General features: G+C 32.9%; 17 protein-coding genes. 13 read left to right on the top strand and 4 right to left on the bottom strand.

The window, feature by feature from the left end:
• Window positions 1–15 precede the first annotated feature (15 nt).
• Window positions 16–1,455 carry a pyruvate kinase gene (pyk, locus tag EV697_RS03290; protein WP_132022601.1) on the top strand — a complete coding sequence of 480 codons (1,440 nt, stop codon included), beginning with the start codon at window positions 16–18 and terminating at the stop codon, window positions 1,453–1,455.
• Between the two features lie 60 nt (window positions 1,456–1,515).
• On the opposite strand, the gene EV697_RS03295 is transcribed toward pyk, so the two are convergent.
• Entirely contained in the window at window positions 1,516–2,265 is a 750-nt protein-coding gene (locus tag EV697_RS03295) for a YdcF family protein (RefSeq protein ID WP_132022604.1), read from the bottom strand.
• 155 nt (window positions 2,266–2,420) lie between these two features.
• On the opposite strand from EV697_RS03295, the gene EV697_RS03300 reads away from it, so the two are divergent.
• Genes EV697_RS03300 through EV697_RS03325 form a run of 6 tightly spaced genes read left to right on the top strand, consistent with a single transcriptional unit; the run spans window position 2,421 to window position 8,284 of the window.
• Window positions 2,421–3,401, top strand: a complete 981-nt coding sequence (locus EV697_RS03300) for a polysaccharide pyruvyl transferase family protein (protein ID WP_132022607.1) — start codon at window positions 2,421–2,423, stop codon at window positions 3,399–3,401.
• Entirely contained in the window at window positions 3,382–4,578 is a 1,197-nt protein-coding gene (locus EV697_RS03305) for a lipopolysaccharide biosynthesis protein (RefSeq protein WP_418883940.1), read from the top strand. Before EV697_RS03300 ends, EV697_RS03305 begins: the two co-directional genes overlap by 20 nt.
• 56 nt (window positions 4,579–4,634) lie before the next feature.
• Window positions 4,635–5,402 (top strand): glycosyltransferase family 25 protein, encoded by a 768-nt coding sequence (locus EV697_RS03310; protein WP_132022612.1) that lies wholly within the window; start codon window positions 4,635–4,637, stop codon window positions 5,400–5,402.
• A gap of 13 nt (window positions 5,403–5,415) precedes the next feature.
• On the top strand, window positions 5,416–6,597 hold the full coding sequence (locus tag EV697_RS03315) for a hypothetical protein (protein ID WP_132022614.1): 1,182 nt from the start codon (window positions 5,416–5,418) through the stop codon (window positions 6,595–6,597).
• Window positions 6,597–7,481, top strand: a complete 885-nt coding sequence (locus EV697_RS03320; protein WP_132022617.1) for a glycosyltransferase family 2 protein — start codon at window positions 6,597–6,599, stop codon at window positions 7,479–7,481. Before EV697_RS03315 ends, EV697_RS03320 begins: the two co-directional genes overlap by 1 nt.
• Window positions 7,481–8,284, top strand: a complete 804-nt coding sequence (locus tag EV697_RS03325; RefSeq protein WP_132022620.1) for a glycosyltransferase — start codon at window positions 7,481–7,483, stop codon at window positions 8,282–8,284. The genes EV697_RS03320 and EV697_RS03325 overlap by 1 nt, the downstream gene beginning before the upstream one ends.
• A gap of 105 nt (window positions 8,285–8,389) precedes the next feature.
• Here the strand turns inward: EV697_RS03325 and EV697_RS03330 are convergent, their stop codons facing one another.
• Complete coding sequence (locus EV697_RS03330; RefSeq protein WP_132022623.1) at window positions 8,390–9,787, bottom strand: cytochrome c peroxidase; 1,398 nt, start codon at window positions 9,785–9,787, stop codon at window positions 8,390–8,392.
• A gap of 274 nt (window positions 9,788–10,061) precedes the next feature.
• Between EV697_RS03330 and EV697_RS03335 the strand changes: the two genes are divergently transcribed.
• Window positions 10,062–11,147, top strand: coding sequence for a lytic murein transglycosylase (locus EV697_RS03335; protein WP_132022626.1), 1,086 nt, complete (start codon window positions 10,062–10,064; stop codon window positions 11,145–11,147).
• Window positions 11,148–11,199: 52 nt separating this feature from the next.
• Here EV697_RS03335 and EV697_RS03340 read toward each other — a convergent pair whose 3' ends face one another.
• The gene (locus EV697_RS03340) at window positions 11,200–12,015 is read right to left on the bottom strand and encodes a D-hexose-6-phosphate mutarotase (RefSeq protein WP_132022629.1); all 816 of its coding nucleotides are present in this window, start codon (window positions 12,013–12,015) and stop codon (window positions 11,200–11,202) included.
• A 176-nt stretch (window positions 12,016–12,191) separates the two neighbouring features.
• On the opposite strand from EV697_RS03340, the gene yoaA reads away from it, so the two are divergent.
• The 5 genes from yoaA (at window position 12,192) to rnd (ending at window position 18,406) form a co-directional block, all read left to right on the top strand.
• Entirely contained in the window at window positions 12,192–14,132 is a 1,941-nt protein-coding gene (gene yoaA, locus EV697_RS03345; RefSeq protein WP_132022632.1) for a DNA repair helicase YoaA, read from the top strand.
• A 1-nt stretch (window position 14,133) separates the two neighbouring features.
• A complete protein-coding gene (gene tsaB, locus EV697_RS03350; protein WP_132022634.1) occupies window positions 14,134–14,847 on the top strand; it encodes a tRNA (adenosine(37)-N6)-threonylcarbamoyltransferase complex dimerization subunit type 1 TsaB in 714 nt (237 codons plus the stop codon).
• Between the two features lie 31 nt (window positions 14,848–14,878).
• Window positions 14,879–15,424, top strand: coding sequence for a Slp family lipoprotein (locus tag EV697_RS03355; RefSeq protein WP_132022636.1), 546 nt, complete (start codon window positions 14,879–14,881; stop codon window positions 15,422–15,424).
• Window positions 15,425–15,481: 57 nt separating this feature from the next.
• Complete coding sequence (fadD, locus tag EV697_RS03360) at window positions 15,482–17,176, top strand: long-chain-fatty-acid--CoA ligase FadD (RefSeq protein WP_132022638.1); 1,695 nt, start codon at window positions 15,482–15,484, stop codon at window positions 17,174–17,176.
• 78 nt (window positions 17,177–17,254) lie between these two features.
• The gene (rnd, locus tag EV697_RS03365; protein ID WP_132022640.1) at window positions 17,255–18,406 is read left to right on the top strand and encodes a ribonuclease D; all 1,152 of its coding nucleotides are present in this window, start codon (window positions 17,255–17,257) and stop codon (window positions 18,404–18,406) included.
• A gap of 55 nt (window positions 18,407–18,461) precedes the next feature.
• Here rnd and pta read toward each other — a convergent pair whose 3' ends face one another.
• Window positions 18,462–20,600, bottom strand: coding sequence for a phosphate acetyltransferase (gene pta, locus EV697_RS03370; protein WP_132022642.1), 2,139 nt, complete (start codon window positions 20,598–20,600; stop codon window positions 18,462–18,464).
• Window positions 20,601–20,626: the final 26 nt, after the last annotated feature.

Below are 20,626 nucleotides of genomic sequence, written 5' to 3' on the forward strand. Positions count from 1 at the left end.
GACGGAGTAAAAATAATGTCTACAAGACTAAGAAGAACTAAAATCGTTTGTACTATGGGGCCTTCTACGGATCGTGGTGATAACTTAGAAAAAATTATTGCTGCTGGTGCAAACGTTGTTCGTATGAACTTCTCGCATGGTACGCCTGAAGATCATATTGGTCGAGCAGCTCGTGTACGTGAAATTTCAAAAAAATTAGGTAAAACCGTTGCAATTCTTGGTGATTTGCAAGGTCCTAAGATACGCGTTTCGACGTTTAAAGATGGTAAGATATTTTTAAATATTGGTGATAAATTTGTATTAGATGCTAACTTACCTAGAGGTGAAGGAACAGAAGAAGCTGTTGGTTTAGATTATAAAACATTGCCACAAGATGTGGTACCTGGCGATATTTTATTGTTAGATGATGGTCGTGTTCAATTAAAAGTTTTATCAACAGATGGTGCGAAAGTATTAACTGAAGTAACAGTTGGCGGTCCTTTATCTAATAATAAAGGTATTAATAAATTAGGTGGAGGTTTATCTGCTGATGCGTTAACAGAGAAAGATAAAGCAGATATTTTAACTGCGGCTAAAATTGGTGTGGATTATTTAGCGGTGTCTTTCCCTCGTTCAAGTGCTGATTTAAATTATGCACGTGAATTAGCAAAAGAAGCTGGCTTAAATGCAAAAATTGTTGCTAAAGTAGAGCGTGCTGAAACTGTGGTTGATGATAAAGCTATGGATGACATCATTTTAGCTTCTGATGTGATTATGGTTGCACGTGGTGATTTAGGGGTGGAAATTGGCGATCCCGAATTAGTTGGAGTTCAAAAGAAATTAATTCGCCGTTCACGCCAATTAAATCGTGTGGTGATTACTGCAACACAAATGATGGAATCAATGATCAGCAATCCTATGCCGACTCGTGCAGAAGTAATGGATGTGGCAAATGCTGTATTAGATGGTACTGATGCGGTAATGCTTTCTGCGGAAACGGCAGCTGGTCAATATCCAGAAGAAACAGTAGCCTCAATGGCTAAAGTTTGTTTAGGGGCTGAAAAAATGCCAAGCCTAAATGTTTCCCGTCATCGTAACGATATTACATTTGAGACTATTGAAGAAAGTGTAGCAATGTCGGCAATGTATGCTGCAAACCATATGAAAGGCATTTCAGCTATCGTTTCAATGACAAATAGTGGACGTACGCCATTATTAATGTCACGTATCAGTTCTGGCTTACCAATTTTTGCATTATCTCGTCATGAAAAAACATTGAGTTTATGTGCTTTATACCGTGGTGTTACGCCAGTTCATAGCGAAACACTTGAAAGTACAGCAGAAGGCGCGAGAGAGGCAATTCGTCTATTAAAAGATAAAGGTCATTTAGAAGCTGGTGATCTTGTATTGGTAACTCAAGGTGAAGCTCATCAGGCGGGCGGGACAAATATTTGTCGTATGCTAGTTGTTGAATAATTTGACTTAACAATGAATAACAAAACGGTAAACTTTAAAGGTTTACCGTTTTTTTATAGGTTAAAAATATTTAATTTTCCAATAAGCAAGCCATTCTTTTATTAATTGTGCATTTTTAGCGATAGCAGCTGATTGAGGAATAAAATGCATTAAATTTAATGGATAGTAATCAGGTGTAATACCACTTCCAATACTTGCTGGTAATACTGTAAACCCTTGTTTTTCAAAAAGCAATTTTGCTCTTTGCATATGCCATTGATTAGTCACTAGAATAATTTTTTCAATTTTTTCTTGAGAAAGTATTTTGTAGCTAAAAATAGCATTTTCAATAGTATTTTTAGATTGTTCTTCTTGCCATTTGGTTGGTGTATTGAAAAAATATTGCAGTTCATTTGCCATAATGTTTGCTTCGGAATTACCATTTGGGGTACTTCCAGAAAGTAGTATTGGTAATTGAGTTTCTTTGTATAAATAGCTAGCGTAACGCAAGCGTTCTAATGCTATTTGTGGTACGGCAAGGCTTGAATATAATTCTTTGTTATCTCGCAATCCGCCCCCTAAAACAACAATAGCTTGAGCAGACTGATAGTCATTTAAGGTTAGGTTGTCTTCAATAACCAAACTATCTTCCAATTTTTGTGCTGTATAAGGTAGGCTAAAGGTATAAAGTAATCCTAATGCAAGTGCGGTCAAAAAATAACTTAATTTTTTATAATTAAACCAGCCTAGTAATAATGCAATTATCCAAATAAATATAATACTAAAAGGTGGAAGTATAATTGTCGAAATTAGTTTTGTTACTTCAAACATTCTTATCTATTTTATTGATTAAAAGGATAGTAAGCATAAATCCGTTGTAATCTTTTGTAAAGATAATAAGTTTTATTGAATGGATTATTCTTTAGTCTTACAATGCACCATTATTTTTCTCTAATTGATATAAATTATATTGAGATATTTTATTTATGAATCAGGTATTAGTTTCCTTAAAAAAACAATTACAACAAATAGCAGAAATTATTGTTGATAGAAATGACGTGATGTATTTTGATTATCCTTTACATTTAAATGTAGGGGATTTGTTGATTTATGTTGGTACAGAAACTTTTTGGAAAGATTATGGCATTAATATACGATTAAGACGTTGTTGGCAAAATTTTGATGTTAAGGAAATTACGAAATATATAACACCAAATACCACATTAGTTTGTCATGGCGGGGGAAATTTTGGCGATATTTATGAGGAAGAGCAACGTTTAAGAGAAACATTGATCAAATCCTTTCCAAATAATCGGATTATTGTTTTACCACAAACGGCTTATTTTTCTGATGAAAAAGCATTAGAAAAATCGGCGTCAATTTTTTTACAACATAACGATTGTCATTTATTTGCTAGGGATCTTAATAGCTTAACTATTATGCAAGCCTTTTCTAATAAAGTGACGTTGTCACCAGATATGGCACATCAGTTGTATGGTATGTTACATCGTCAATCTAAAAGTGCGGTAGAAAATAAACAAATGTCTGAAAAAAATACGTTATACTTTTTACGAAAAGATATTGAAGCAAGCCATATTGAAAAAAATATTCAAGTAAAGTTATCAGCGAATGCTCATATAAAAGACTGGGAAGATTTATTAATAGTAGCAGATGATAAAGTTGCTCGATTATGCAGTAAATTATCAAAAATAGCGAATATATTACATTTATCTTTCCTTAAAAATTGGGTGAGCAAAATTTGGTATCATCGAGCCTTATCAATTATTAAGAGAGTAAATATTGAATTTTTACGTTATGATTTCGTGGTAACAAGTCGTTTGCATGGGCATATTTTTTCTTGCTTGTTGGAGTTGCCTCACGCAGTTTGTGATAATTCTTATGGTAAGAATTTAGCTTATTATGAACAATGGACAAAAGAGATTACTTTTGCAAAAAAATATGAATAAACATCGTTCTTTGATTTATTTAATTTTTGTAACTGTGTTGAGTACAGGACTTACAATGATAAGTGCTTTTCTGCTTGCACACTTATTAAATGTAGAAGATCGAGGTACTTTTCAGTTATTTGTTACCTCCGTAACTTACCTTGTTACTATTGGTGCAGGTGGGGTTGGCTTTGCATTTGCATTGAGTATGCGTCAACGTCAGTATTTAGGGTGGGCTTATTATTTTGTTAGCTTTCTTGTTGTTAGTGCATTGGTAGCAATTATTGCATTATGTTTTTTTAAATTAACCACATTTCCTGTGCTATTTATCATTAATGTTGTTTTAACTGCAGTTCTGACTATTACTTTAGAAAAAAGTAAAATTGATGCGAATTTAAGGTTTTATAAAGCCATATCATTGCAACAACCAATCCTTGCAGTATTACTCTATGGTATTTGTTATTGGGTTTTCGGAGAACAAAAATTACCGATAGTATTATATTTATTAACTGGGCTAACTTGTATTCAAGCATTATTGTGCCTTTATTATTTAAGATGTATTAATAAAAATTTTGTTACAGAGCAAAGTCAGGGATTATCGAAGATTGATCATCATTTTTTTAGAAAAACTTGGCTAAAACAAAATTTACTACAAACTTTTGGGGCGACAACAGTTAATTTAGATAAGTTTTTAATTGTTTCTTTAATGGGAAATTATACCTTAGGGCTTTATACCGTTTGTATCGCATTTGATGCGTTATTAACTAAATTTATTAATATGCTTGCAGATTATTATTATTCAGGGTTACTCAACAAGATGAACCGTATTAAGCCTGTTTTGGTGTTAGTGGGTATTATGGGTATAAGTGCGATTGTGATTGTGCCACTTTTATCTGAACCAATAGTGAGATTCTTTTTTACTGAAAAATACCTTGAAGTTGCACCAATATTAGTATGGTTTATTGTTAATTCAATTATTGCTGGGTTATCTTGGGTACTTTCTCAAAATATGTTGATTTTGGGAAAACAGATTTTACTATTTACTCGACAAGTGATTTCTATTTTAGTGTTAGTTGGATTATTTTATTATTTTAGTGAATTAGGGCTATATGGTGTCGCTTATGCGTTAATCGGTGCAAGTTTAACAAGATTAGTTATTTCGATTGTGTACTATTTTAAATACCCTATACTTAATTGAAATATTTTCTCTACAAAAATGCGTAATAATAAAATAAATAAAATGAAGTCAATAAAATGAAAAAATATTTAATTTCTTTAGCTAAAGATATTCAACGTCGAGAACTTTTTTTCCAACAGGCAGATACGCAAGATTTTCAGGTTTTTGATGCGATTAATACGATGCAAAAAACACCTGAAAATTTGACCGCACTTTTTGATTATAAAAAATTTGAAACACATTATTCTCGTCCTGTTACAACAGGTGAAATTGGTTGTACATTAAGCCATTTAGCCGTTTATCAGTTAATTAAAGACGATGATAATGTGGCAGATAATGAATATTGCTTGATTTGTGAAGATGACGCGTTGTTTAATGATAATTTCCAGTATCATTTAGATTGTCTTTTAAAACAAAAAAATAAAGCCGACATTATTTTAATTGGACAATCAAAAATTGACCGTTTTAATGATATTGAATTGGAAATAACTTATCCGAGTACGTTCTCTTTTTTACAAAATAAGATTAAAGGTTCACATTTCAAATATGCTTATACCTATCGACCTTATTTTGCTGGAACAGTGGCTTATTTGATTAAGAAATCCGCGGTAAATGTTTTTCTTGAAAAACAGCAAAAACGCCCATTTTGGTTGGCTGATGATTATATTTTATTTGAACGAGAATTTAAATTAGCGATTTGTACGGTTCGTCCATTAATGGTGATCGAGAATCCGAAGTTACAAAGTAATTTAGCAATGCTTCGAGGTGCTTTACAACATAAATTATGGCAAAAATTAATCAAGTATCCATTTAAAAAATTATTAGCCATCAAACGTAATTTATAACTTAGGAAAGTTTATGTCTGCTATTTTTAATTTATTTTATCTCTATGATCCTTGGTTATTCCATTTTTTCCGAATGGCATTTTTTGTTGGTTTTATAGCAATCAGTTATTTGACCTATAAATTATACAAAAAAGAGTATTCACAAGGCGTGATTATTCCTTTAGATAGTTTAGCGGTAATCGGTATTTTAATTGTATTTACCTTATTACCTTTGTTGATACATAGCAGTCGTGATTTTTCAGTATTATTTCAATATATTAAGACCTTGATTTTATTTGTTTTTGCTATTGGTATTTATAATCTATTTTATTTTCAACATAATGGAAAAGTACGTTTTATAAATGATTTGAAAATAGGGATTGGCATACAATTTGTTATTGGTTTTTTAGCGTTGCTCGGTATTACTTTTATCATCAATTTCGCACTATCAACACATATTGTATTACCGACTTTTTATGGTTCAGAACAAGAATATCGTTTATATAATTTTACCTCATCAGCATTTTTCCAGTTGAGTGCTTTCTATGTTGTGTTATTGCATTTTTTATTAGCTTATAACAAACAACATAATTCCATAAGTGCGGTTTATTTATTTTTAATTTTATGTATTGGATTAATTTCTGGGCGGACTTTTTTATTATTATCAATTATCAGTATTGCTGCCTATTTTAAACTTCGCTATTTACCTGCATTATTGTTATTTGCTGGGTTATGTTTAATGTTAGCTATGAATTTTGCGGATCATAAATACGTTGCTCATGCCCTAGAGCCATTAATTAATTTATTAGGGCATAAAGGCTTGGTTAGCTCTTCTACGGATACGTTAATCGAAAAGCATTTGTTTATTCCGACATTAAAACAAATAATGATTGGAGAAGGCTATTATATGACAGTTGATGGGCATTATTATGGTGGTACCGATAGTGGCTTTTTACGGCAAATTCTTTATGGCGGTATTGTAAATGTAATAGTTTGTTTATTATTTACAGCATATTTTGTACGAAAAATTGCATTACATTGGTTTCAAGGGAGTTGGTATTTTAGTTTATCAACCTTAGCTATTTTATCTATTTTAAATATTAAAGCGGATACTTATGCTTTTCCGGGATTGATGCTGATGTTACTAATGCTGTTATCTCTTTTTGGGGAAAAAGGTAATAATCTCATTTTATTCAAAAATATTAAGGACGAATAATGTTTAGTATTATTGTGCCATCCTATAATCGTAAGATAGAAATAATCAATTTATTAGAGAGTTTAGTTCAGCAAACTTGTTATGATTTTGAGGTGGTTATCGTTGATGATCATTCAATTGAACCAATACAATTAAATAAAGATTATCCATTTGTAGTACAACTGATTCGAAATGAAAAAAACAAAGGGGCGGCAGAAAGTCGTAATATAGGGGCATTATACGCTAAGTATGATTGGTTACTTTTTTTAGATGATGATGATCGCTTTATGAATAATAAGTGTGAAGTATTAATGCAATGTATTAAAAGTAAATCAGACATCAATTTTATTTATCATCCAGCAAAATGTTTGATGGTTAACGAAAAATTTACTTATGTTACTCACCCTTATAGTGATATCGCAAATTTAACTTTAGAAAATATTTTACTTGCTAATAAAATTGGTGGAATGCCGATGATTGCGATTAAAAAATCACTTTTTAAGCAAGTCGGAGGATTATCAACGGCATTAATGGCATTGGAAGATTATGAGTTTTTACTTAAACTTTTATCACATAATGAATTTAAACCAGCCTATATTTCTGAAGCATTAACGCAATGTACTTTTCATACTAAAAGGCAAAGTGTCTCCACCAATATACAACGTACAGAAGAGGCAATTACTAAAATCGAACAATCTTATGTCAAAACAGCGGTACAAAAGAAGAATTTTGATATTAATAAGCAATATATGTTGGCTTATCCCTATATTATGAATTTATCTCGTCAAGCCGCAAAATATTATTGGGCAATATTTAAATTAAATAAGCATTTTAAATCGTTACTGATTGCTTTAATTACATTTATATCGCCTCAATTAGCGATTAATTTAAAAAGGTTTATATAATGAAGTTTTCTGTATTAATGTCTTTATATATTAAAGAAAATCCAGATTTTTTAATTGAGTGTTTGGAAAGTTTAAAACAACAAACTTATCCTGCTGATGAAATCGTTTTAGTTTTTGATGGAGCTATTACCGAAGAATTAGAAAGTGCGGTGCAAAAATACAAGGATTTTTTACCGATTAAAGCAGTACGTTTAGCGAATAATATTGGATTGGGTAAAGCATTAAATGAAGGTTTGAAACATTGTTCAAATAACTGGGTATTTCGTATGGATACTGATGATATTTGTGCGAAAGATCGTTTTGAAAAACAAATTAAATTTATAGAGCAAAACCCTGATACGATTATTTTCAGTGGGCAAATAGCTGAATTTGGTCAAAATATTGATGATATTATGAGCTACCGTAAAGTACCATTATCAGCAGAGGATATTGTTGAGTTTACTAAAAAACGTTGTCCTTTTAATCATATGGCGGTGGCATATCAAAAGCAAGCTGTACAATCAGTTGGTGGTTATCAAGACTTACAAGAAGATTATTATTTATGGATTAATTTAGTTGCCAAATACCCAAAACAAGTTGCTAATTTGGCAGATATTTTAGTCTATGCACGAGTTGGCAATGGAATGGTGAGTCGTCGTAGAGGATTGGCTCAAGCAAAATGTGAATGGCGATTATTTTTATTAAAACATCGTTTAGCTATGCAAAGTTTACCTAGTGGTTTTATGGTATTTATAATGCGAGTTATTCCTCGTTTATTGCCGTTATCTATGCTAAAAGTAATTTATTCTATATTAAGAAAGTAATGTATTTTGTTATTTTATTCTGATATATAAAATAATCTATCTAAAATAAATAAAGCTCAACATAGATAAGTTGAGCTTTAGTTTTTTAGTTAAGATAAAAGATTATTACTTTTCTAAAGTTAACGGCTTGCCGTCAAGTTCACCAGTTAGTGATTTTAAGAATGCTGTAATTTCATCTAATTCTTGTTCAGATAAATCTTTACCACTTTGATATACAGCCATAATACGAACGGCTTCTTTAAGATCTTTTACTGAACCATCATGCATATAAGGTGCGGTTAAAGCAACATTACGTAATGTTGGCACTTTAAAGCGGTGCATATCATAAGGATCTTTTGTTTGAGCAAAACGACCTTGGTCTGCATCAGTCATTGGGATACCACGATCTTTGAAGTAATCGCCATACAATCCCATATATTCAAAGGATTGACCGCCCATTGCAATACCTGTGTGGCAAGTATCACATTTTGCTGATTTGAAGTGTTGATAACCTCGTTTTTCTACTTCAGTTAAGGCATTTTCATCGCCTTTTAAGTATTTATCAAAAGGACTATTTGGGGTAATTAATGTTTTTTCAAATTCACCAATTGCGTGTGTTAATGTTTTTTCATTAAATTCTGGATACACTGCAAGGAATTCTTTCATAAATTCATCATCTGATTTAAATCTAGCAAGAATTTCTTCCCAGTTTTTTGAACCCATTTCAATTGGATTTAGAGGTGGTCCACCTGCTTGATCAGCAAGATCTTTTGCTCGTCCATCCCAGAATTGTAAAAAGTTAAATGCTGCGTTATATACCGTTGGGGCATTAATTCCGCCGACTTGCCCATCAATTCCTTTAGAGAATTGTAATCCATCAACGCCACCTTTTGCTAATTGGTGGCAAGTATGACATTGAATTGTGCCGTCGCCAGATAGACGTCCATCATGATAAAGTTTATTACCTAATGCTACTTGAGCCGGATTTGTTTCTAGTTTATCAGGAATCGGTTGAACTAAACGCGTTGCATCTACACCGTCAGTATTTTTTGGTAAAAAATATTGATTACGTTGTTGATGTATCCAATCAAGAATTGTTTTTCTCTCTTCATCATTAGGTTTTGTACCCCAATGCAAATGAGTAAATGAGGTAATTGGCATAGTTTGATTTTGAATAACATATTCTAATTTAGCTAAATCAGCTTCTGATAGGTTTTCTGGATGATCAATACTATCAACTAAGCGATCTAAACGAAATGCTCGAGTACCTTTTAGGATATCTTGTTCCATTATTGTACCTACAACTGGTAATTTTGCATAGAAAGGAAGATCTGCATTTGGGCTATGGCAGTATTGGCAACCATTATCAAAAAATGGTTTAGCAATCACTTTACCTGTATTAGATAAATTTGCTTGAGCAAGCCTTGTTTCCGCTCGCTCTTTGTCAAAGAAATGAACATAAGCTACTATCGCAAGAAAGCAACTTAAGCCTACAATAAATATTGTAGCTAATAGTTTTTTCATAGAACACTCCAAGTTATATTAGTGGGTAAGAATAAAATAATGGGGATTATCTATGATTGTCATAACAGATATATTGATCTAGATTAATAGTCTTAATTTATTAAATCTATCGATTTAATTTGTAAAACCGATGAAATTATCTTTAATATTAAAAATAATGTAATATAGATAAACAAAATGTTATTTAAATGATATAAATATTAATCAATTTTATTCAAATATAGAATAACTGTACTTACTTTTAAGCGTTATATTAAAACCAAAAGGAACCGAAATGTTAAAATTAAAATTATCGCTATTTATTGCGAGCTTTATTCTTGGTGCTTGTTCAAGTAATAGTTATTCCATTAAACCTATCGATAATGATACAACATATAATAAACCGAGAACTTTACTAAACTTTGATGATTATGTTGTATTTTTAAAACAAAAGGCGGTTGCTCAAGGCGTATCGGCTAAATTATTAAATTCTCAAAATAATATTAATTATATCCAGAAAGCGGTTGATTTAGATCGTAAACAAGCTGGACGTTCGATAAAAAGCACGGCAACTAAGCCTATTGCTAATCCTCATGGTGTCAGTCGTTATTTAAAAAGAGTATTAACGGATAATAAAGTCAATGTAGCAGAACGTCGTTATTGGGAAAGATTACCTGAATTAACCAAAGCAAGTGAACGTTTTGGTGTTCAAAAAGAATATTTAATGGCGCTTTGGGGAATGGAAAGTAGTTTTGGTTATTATCAAGGGAATTATGATGTACTTTCTGTTCTTGCTACCTTAGCTTTTGATGGACGTCGAGAGGATCTATTTAGTAAAGAATTTATATCCGCAATGAAATTATTGGAAAGAGATCATATTGATCGTAATAAAATGTTAGGCTCTTGGGCTGGTGCAATGGGACAAACACAATTTATGCCTAGTTCTTATTTAAGCTATGCTGCCGATGGCGATAAAGATGGGAATAAAGATATTTGGAAAAACCATTATGATGTATTTTCTTCTATTGCTAACTATTTACATACAGTAGGGTGGAATAATGAGTTACCTTGGGGTGTAGAAGTAAATCTAACACAATATATGGATCTTGATTTATCTGGGATAGAAAATGAAAAAGCAGGTTCATTACAAGAATGGCAAAACAAAGGTGTGAGCTTAAAGTCATTTAGCACTGTTGAGCAAGATAAATTAAATTCACTTTCTCGCGAAAAACTTTGGTTAGTTCGACCTGATAAAGAACTTGGACGAGCATTTTTAGTTTCTAATAACTTTCGTACCTTATTAAATTGGAATCGTTCGAATTATTTTGCGGTAAGTATTGGTATGTTTGCAGATAGAATTAACCAAAGAGTTTCTAATTAAACTGATTGATAATAGCTAATCCCTCTGCATTACCAGAGGGATTTTTTTATTGTTATTTTACGCTAATAATAGTTGAGACTTTCTCACCTTGAGATAGTTTTTGTGAAATTCGAGCCGTTTCAACACAGACCATTGTTTTATAACTTTCTTTATTCATACTGCTAGTTTCTTTATGCCAAGGATTCCATAATACTGTTTCTGTTGCATTTTTATGCGTAATTTCAATACAACGATTTAAAATGGCGTCATTAATTTGATGTGTTTCTAAGGTGGCTATTTTATAAATACAATCTACATTCTCTGCAATTTTACGCGTAGAAGGAACGGTTTCTTGTTGTTGGATTAAAGAATTAAAACAGCTAGTAGGTAAACCTGATACCTCAATGTTTTCTATATCAGCAATATTGAAATAACTATGTAGTGCTATTTCTGCGGGATCTTGACCATAATGAGTAAAGGTTAATTTACAATCTTCATAAAATTCCATATTGATTTTGGCTTCAATAAGATGGTTCTCGGAAAATAAACAAAATTCTAACTGCACTTTTTGAGTTTCGATTTGGTAATCAGTGAGTTTCCATAAAGTATTGCGAGCATAGCCGTGAGCTGGATTTTGTTTGCCCCCAAACCAAGGATAGCAAAGAGGAACTCCACCACGAATAGGGTTACCTAGTGTAAAAGGTTCAATTTCACTGAGCCAAAGTACATCTTTTTGTTGTGCTTTAGGCTGCCAGCTAAATAAATGTGCACCTTGTAATGAAATGAATGCTTTACCAATATGGTGATCTAAAGCGATAACAGGAATTTCATTATATTGTTGCAGACTTAGCTCTGGTGTAATTTGTTTTAGAAAGGTAATAGTTGTCATTTTAATGCCCTCATTTTTTAGTATTAAGATATTTTATCACTAGAGATAAACAAAAGTCATATATTAAAATCATCTGTTAAAACTTAAGTTGAATACTATTTTGGACGATGGGGAATAAGCCTTTTTGATAGTTATCTGTTACAATAATATTAATTTAATACAACATAGATAGTTTAATGGATCAATCATCTAAAATTATTCACGTTTTTTCCGAAAAAGGTGAGTTAAGTCAGAATATTAAAGGATTTAAGCCTAGAGCAGAGCAACTAGAAATGGCTGTTTCAGTTGACAAGGCGATCACGTACAAAAAGCCATTAGTCGTTGAGGCGGGTACGGGTACGGGAAAAACTTTTGCTTATCTGGCACCAGCCCTATTAGCGAAGAAAAAAACAATTATCTCGACAGGATCGAAAAATTTACAAGATCAGTTGTTTAATCGAGATCTTCCCGCAATAAAAAAAGCACTAAATTACACAGGAAAAATCGCTTTATTAAAAGGTCGATCTAATTATCTTTGTTTGGAGCGTTTGGATCAAGTTATTGCACAAGGTGTATTAGGGGATCGAACGGTATTGGCGGATTTATCCAAAGTTAGAAAATGGCATACTTCCACAAAAACAGGGGATTTTTCTGAATGTGTTGAAGTAGCAGAAGATAGTGGTATTTTTTCGCAACTTACCAGTACCGCAGATAGTTGTTTAGGTTCTGACTGTCCTAGTTATGGGGATTGTTATGTGGCTAAGGCAAGAAAAAAAGCATTAAATGCAGATTTAGTGGTGATTAATCATCATTTATTTTTTGCAGATATGGTGGTAAAAGAAAGTGGTTTTGGTGAGTTAATACCTAATGCAGAAGTAGTTGTTTTCGATGAAGCACATCAGTTAGCAGACATCGCAAGTCAATATTTTGGGCAATCTGTTACTGCACGTCAATTTTTTGATTTATGTAAAGATATTAATATTGTTTATCGTACTGAAGTAAAAGATATGGCACAACTTGGCGTTGCCTCGGATAATTTACAAAAAGTGGTGCAAGATTTTCGTTTATTACTGGGTGATGGAAATGTAAAAGGGAATTGGCGAGAATTATATACTAAAAGTGCGGTACAAAAAGGCTTTAGTTTATTACAAGAAAAATTAAATTTTTTATCTGAGGTGGTAAAAAGCGGTTTAGGGCGATCACAGACGCTAGATAGTATTTTTGAGCGTATTGCGGTACTTAAAAATATGCTAGCACGTTTACAAGACACGAGTATCACGGGCTATTGCTATTGGTATGAAGCGATAGGACGACAATTTGGTTTAAATATTACGCCATTAACTGTTGCCGATAAATTTGGCAATGAGATGAAAAATCGTGAAATTGCTTGGATTTTTACTTCTGCTACCCTTGAAGTTGGTGGTAACTTTGATCATTTTTGTCAACGGTTAGGCATTCAAAATGGGGAGCAAAAGATTTTACAAAGTCCATTTAATTATGCTGAGCAAGCGATGTTATGTGTACCAAGATATTTGCCAGCAAGTAATCAAAAACAAACATTGTCAACTTTAGCAGAAATGTTATTGCCTGTAATTAAAGCGAATAATGGACGTTGTTTTGTATTATGTACTTCTTATTTTATGATGCGAGGTTTAGCTGAATATTTTCGTGAAAATAGTGAACTTGCGGTTTTATTACAAGGTGAAACGTCAAAAGGAAAGTTACTTGAGCATTTTATTCAAGAAGATCATTCGGTGTTGGTGGCGACATCAAGTTTTTGGGAAGGTATTGATGTACGAGGTGATGCCTTATCTTTAGTAATTATTGATAAATTACCTTTTACTGCTCCAGATGAGCCTTTACTGAAAGCTCGAATTGAAGATTGTCGATTGCAAGGTGGCGATCCTTTTAAAGATATTCAAATTCCAGAAGCGGTGATAGCCTTAAAGCAAGGTGTTGGTCGCTTGATTCGCGATGTTACCGATCGTGGTGTGGTAATGATTTGCGATAGTCGTTTAGTTATGCGATCTTATGGTGAAACTTTTTTAAAGAGTTTACCTGATGCAAAACGTACCAGAGATTTAAACAAAGTGATACAATTTCTAAAAGAAATTCAAAATAAAGAGAATAAAAAATAAAATGACAACATTATTAGCAATTGATACCTCTACTGAGGCTTGCTCAGTGGCTTTATTATATAAAGGCGAAAAAACACATTTATTTGAAATTGCACAGCGAACTCATACTAAACGTATTTTACCTATGGTGGACGATATTTTAACAAATTCAGGTATTCGTATTGCTCAAATTGATGCGTTGGTCTTTGGTCGTGGACCTGGAAGTTTTACGGGGGTTCGGGTGGCAGCAGGAATTGCACAAGGGTTAGCATTAGGTACTGATATTCCAGCTATCGGGATTTCTAATTTAACCGCAATGGCACAACAAGCTTATGAACAAAATGGTTCCATCAACGTATTATCTGCTATTGATGCGAGAATGAATGAAGTTTATTTTAGTCATTTAATGGCAGAAAAAGTGCGGTTAGATTCTGATGAATTTATTCAATGGAAGGAAATTATTAAAGAACAAGTTTCTAGTCCTGAAAAGGTGATTCAACAATTATCTGCTTGTGATAAAGATTGGACAACAGTGGGAACAGGCTGGTCAGCTTATTCGCAATTTGCTTTGGCAGATCTTACTTTAAATTCTAATATTACTTTACCTTCTGCTCAATATATGCTGTCTATTGCATTACCGCTTTATAAGCAAAAGCAATGGATAAGTGCGTTGGAAATAGAGCCAGTTTATTTACGCAATGAAGTAACTTGGAAAAAACTTCCAGGTAGAGAGTAATAGTACAATTTATGATGGAGACATCAAATAGATGAAAAAAATAATTATTCTATGTTTATTATCTTTGGGAATAACAGGTTGTATTTCAGCACCTAAAGGATTAGAAAGAGAGCAATTTCAAATACAGGATATCCAAGAGATACAAAATGATGATTACCTTTGCCAATGCAAAAAAGCAAGATTAGCTGGAAAGGTGCTTAATGCTATTGCGTTGAAAGATAAAATGAAAATTGAAATATTGAGTTATCCAGTTTCAAGGTTTTCAGCTAAACCAGCTATTTATTCTGTACCAAATGGACGATTTATTGCTTATATTAATGGATTTGTTGATCCAGAAATATTAAAAGATCAGTATATGTCATTTTCAGGTGTATTAGTTAAAACAGAACAAGGGAAAATAGATCAAGCGAACTACTTATACCCAGTATTAAAAGTTGATAATTATAAACGTTGGAAACTGGTTGAAGAGTATTATTATGATCCTGAAGATTTAGCTGATTATCGAGAACAACGTCTTCGTTGGGGATTTGGGGCTTTTTGGCGACCTGAGCCTAAGCTACGTTGGAATCTGTATTAATAATAAGAAAAGTGATAAAATTCAATAAATTTATAAGATAAAAATAAAGGTAAAAATATGGTAAAGCCATGGTTTAAAAATTATCCTGAAGGCAGTAGCGTTGAAATTGATTCATCAAAATATGAAAATCTTTTAGATATGTTTGATAAAGCGGTAAGAGAGCACCCAGATCGTGCTGCTTACATTAATATGGGACAAGTGTTAACATTTCGTAAACTTGAAGAACGTAGTCGAGCATTTGCCGCTTATTTACAAAATGAATTGAAATTACAACGAGGTGAGCGAGTAGCATTAATGATGCCAAATTTATTGCAGTATCCTATTGCTTTATTTGGTATTTTAAGAGCGGGGTTAGTTGTTGTTAATGTTAATCCACTCTACACACCGAGAGAGTTAGAACATCAATTACAGGATAGCGGTGCGACAACGATTGTTGTTGTTTCTAATTTTGCTTCAACATTAGAGAAAGTAGTTTTTAATACTAATGTTAAGCATGTTATTTTGACGAGAATGGGAGATCAGCTTTCCTTTGGAAAACGGACATTAGTGAATTTTGTCGTCAAATATGTTAAAAAATTAGTACCAAAATATAAATTACCACATGCAGTTACTTTCCGTGAGGTGCTGTCTATCGGTAAAAGTCGTCAATATGTTAGACCAAATATAAAACGAGATGATCTTGCTTTTTTACAATATACTGGTGGTACAACAGGTGTTGCTAAAGGTGCGATGTTATCTCATGGAAATATTATTGCTAATGTTTTTCAAGCTGCTTGGATTGCAGAGCCTTTTGTTGGTAATTCAAAAAAAGAACGTTCTGCTATTTTAGCGTTACCGCTTTATCATATTTTTGCACTTACTGTGAATTGTTTGCTTTTTATTGAGCTTGGTATTACCTCAATATTAATTACTAATCCCCGTGATATTAATGGTTTTGTGAAAGAGCTAAAAAAATATTCTTTCTCTGCTATTACAGGTGTGAACACATTGTTTAATGCTTTATTAAACAATGAAAACTTTAAAGAAGTTGATTTTTCTAATTTAAAACTTGCTGTTGGTGGCGGAATGGCAATTCATCAATCTGTTGCTACTCGTTGGGAAGAATTAACAGGCAATACAATTATCGAAGGTTATGGAATGACGGAGTGCTCGCCACTCATTGCCGCTTGTCCTATTACTGTAACTAAACATAATGGCACAATTGGTGTTCCTGTACCTAATACGGATATTAAGATTATCAAAGATGATGGATCAGAAGCTGGATTAGGTGAGCCAGGGGAATTATGGGTTAAAGGTGAACAAGTTATGCAAGGTTATTGGCAACGTCCAGAAGCTACTGCAGAAGTGTTAAAAGACGGCTGGATGGCGACCGGTGATATTGTGGTTATGGATGACAGTTATAGTTTAAGAATTGTTGATCGTAAAAAAGATCTAATTATTGTTTCTGGCTTTAATGTTTATCCTAATGAAATAGAAGATGTGGTAATGCTTAATTATAAAGTCTTGGAAGCGGTTGCGATTGGCGTTCCACATGAAGTATCTGGTGAAACAATTAAAGTGTTTGTTGTAAAAAAAGATGAGAGTTTGACGAAAGATGAAATTCGTCAGCATTGTCGTCAACACCTCACTGGATATAAAGTACCAAAAGAAATAGAGTTTCGCGATGAGTTACCTAAAACAAATGTAGGTAAGATATTAAGACGAGTTTTGCGGGAAGAAGAAATTGCAAAACGTCAAAATAATCATCAATAAAAGCAATAAAATTAAGTGATAAAGACGCCTTTATGGCGTCTTTATATTTGTATATTGAATTAATTAAAATAGTAAATTATGACTTCAGAAATAAAAGAATTGTTATCTTTACCTGATTTTAAGGTAGTTAAGGATAATATCGCATTACTACAAGTATGTGAGCAGGCGGAGCAAAAAAAATTTGTTGCCCTTGATACTGAATTTGTTCGAGTTAGAACCTTTTTTCCAAAATTAGGGCTTATTCAACTTTATGATGGTGAGAATATTAGTTTAATTGATCCTTTAGAAATTACCGATTTTACTCCTTTTATCAAATTATTGGCAAATCAAAATATTCTTAAAATATTACATGCTTGTAGTGAGGATTTAGAAGTTTTTCAACATTATTTCAAGCAGTTACCTAGTCCAATGATAGATACTCAAATTATGGCAAATTTCCTTAAATTTGGTAATTCAACAGGATTAGCGAAATTACTGCAACATTATTTTGGTTTAGAAATGGATAAAAGCTCATCAAGAACGGATTGGTTAGCAAGACCATTATCAGCTCAGCAATTGGCTTATGCTGCAGCAGATGTATGGTATTTATTGCCTCTATATCAGAAAATGCAAGTTGATTTAGCTAAAGTAGGTTGGGAAAGTGCAGCACAAGAGGATAGTCATTATCTACTTAATAAATGTTTAAAAATTAAAGATACTAATTATGTTTATTTTAATATCCCAAATGCTTGGCAATTAGAGTCGATAGAATTAATGCGGTTACAATTACTGGCGAAATGGCGTTATGAAGAAGCGATTAAGCGAGATAAAGCAATCAATTTTGTTGTAAAGGGAGAGAATCTTTGGCGAGTAGCGAAAGAAAATCCTAAACATACTTCTCAATTATTAGCTATAGGATTATCTGTTTCAGAAGTGCGTATTCATGGTAAAAAAATATTACAAATACTTGATCAATGTAAACGCATTGATCCTACTGATTATCCTCCTAAAATTGAGAGAATATCAACAGATCCAGATTATCGTAAGATATTAAAATTATTACAAAAGGCATTAAAAGAGATCACGCCTGAAACTTTATTGCCAGAAGTAATCACAAGTAAAAAATTTTTGGAACATTTAATAAAGTGGTGTTGGTTAAAAAATGAAGATTCCGATAATTTACCTGAATTGCTGAGTGGATGGCGTCGAGAATTTGGCTTACAATTATTGGAAATAATAAAAAAGTATTAAAAAAATACCGCACTTTATAAATATTGTTATTAAAGTGCGGTAAGATTTTTTAGATTTATTGTGTTGCTTGAATTGCAGTTAATGCGATTGTATAAACAATATCATCAACTAATGCTCCACGAGATAAATCATTCACTGGCTTACGCATACCTTGTAGCATCGGTCCGATAGATACAAGATCTGCAGAACGTTGTACCGCTTTATAAGTCGTATTACCTGTATTTAAATCAGGGAATACAAATACGGTTGCTTTACCTGCTACTGGTGAGTTTGGTGCTTTAGAGCGAGCTACATCTTCCATTACAGCCGCATCGTATTGTAATGGACCGTCAATAATTAAATCAGGACGTTTTTCTTTAGCAATACGTGTTGCTTCTTTTACTTTCTCTACATCAGCACCGCTACCAGACGTACCAGTAGAATAAGAGATCATTGCTACTTTTGGTTCAATACCAAAGGCTTTCGCAGAATCAGCTGATTGAATAGCGATCTCTGCTAATTGCTCTGCATTTGGATCTGGGTTAACCGCACAGTCACCATAAACAAGCACTTGATCTGGTAGTAACATAAAGAAAATTGACGAAACAATAGAGTTACCCGGTGCAGTTTTAATAATCTGCATAGGTGGGCGAATAGTATTTGCGGTAGTATGTACTGCACCAGAGACTAAACCATCAACTTCATTTGCTTCAAGCATCATCGTACCTAAGACAACGGTATCTTTAAGTTGTTCGCGAGCAGAATCTTCAGTCATACCTTTGTTTTTACGTAACTCAACCAAACGAGCAACATAATTTTCACTAACTGTTTTTGGATCAATTACGGAAATACCAGCCCCAAGCGTTACGCCTTGAGAATCAGCAACGCGTTTAACATCTTCTGGATTAGCTAATAATACACATTCAGCAATTCCTTTTTCCGCACAAAGTACAGCAGCTTTAATTGTACGAGGTTCATCTCCTTCTGGTAATACAATGCGTTTTTTCGCACTACGAGCTAATTCTGTTAATTGGAAACGGAATGCTGGTGGTGATAAACGACGTAAACGAGAAGAATCAGCTACTAATGAGTCAATAAAGTCGCTAGAGAATTGTTCACAAGTATATTGTTTAATATTTTCAATGCGTTCTTTATCATCAACTGGTACTTCAAGATTGAAATTTTGTAATGTTAATGAAGTTTGCCAAGTATTACCTTCGATACGGAAAATAGGTAATTTAGATTTTTCAAATGCAGGTTGGCATAATTTATTAATTTGGTTATCTATTTTATAGCCACCAGTTAATAAGATTCCCCCTAGTTCAATACCATTAAGAGAAGCAAGTGCCGCTGCTGTTAATACAGCTGGTCGATCTGCTGAAGTAACCAGTAAGGTACCCGCTTTAAAATGATCGACCATATTTTGTAGTGATCTTGCACAGAAAGTGATACTACGAATACGGCGAGTTTGAATATCACCTTCATTAATAATTGTCGCACCTAAATGATTAACTAAATCAATCGCACGCGTTGCGATTAATTCTGCACTCCAGGGTACACAAGCAAGCAATTTAATTGGTGATTTTTCAAAAAGTTTATAAACCTCAGAAATATTATTATGGCTGTGTTGATAAGCATCAAAAATTTCGCTTAAGTCTGGACGAGTACGACCACTTTCATCAATTGGTGCATTAAATTTATTAATAACCACACCTAATAAATTAGGGTTATTCTTTCCACCAAATTCTGAAGCTGAAGCTTCGATACGTTCTTTTAGCTCTTCTGATGTTTCAGTAGTTGGTGCTGCAACTAGTATTATTTCTGCATCAAGTGCCTGAGCAACATCATAGTTAATGCTATTTGCATAGCTATGTTTTCTTGTTGGTACAAGACCTTCTACAATAATTAATTCATTATTTTTTGCAAGATTTTGATGTTTCTCTACTATTTTTTCGAGTAGCAGATCAGATTGATTTTGACCAATAAGATTTTCAGCAACACTTAACATAAAAGGGTCTGCTGTTTCAAGTGCGGTACTTTTACGAATAATAGAGGTTGTACGATCAATTTTATCTTCATCAGTAATAGGTTGAGAAATAGGTTTCATGAAGCCTATCTTTGCACCTTTTTGTTCCAAAGCATGAATTAAACCTAAACTAATGCTGGTTAAACCCACGCCAGCACTAATAGGTATAAGAATAATTGTACGAGACATAATAAACCTTATTCATTTTGTTAGTT

Source organism: Bisgaardia hudsonensis (assembly GCF_004345785.1).
Lineage (GTDB): Bacteria > Pseudomonadota > Gammaproteobacteria > Enterobacterales > Pasteurellaceae > Bisgaardia > Bisgaardia hudsonensis.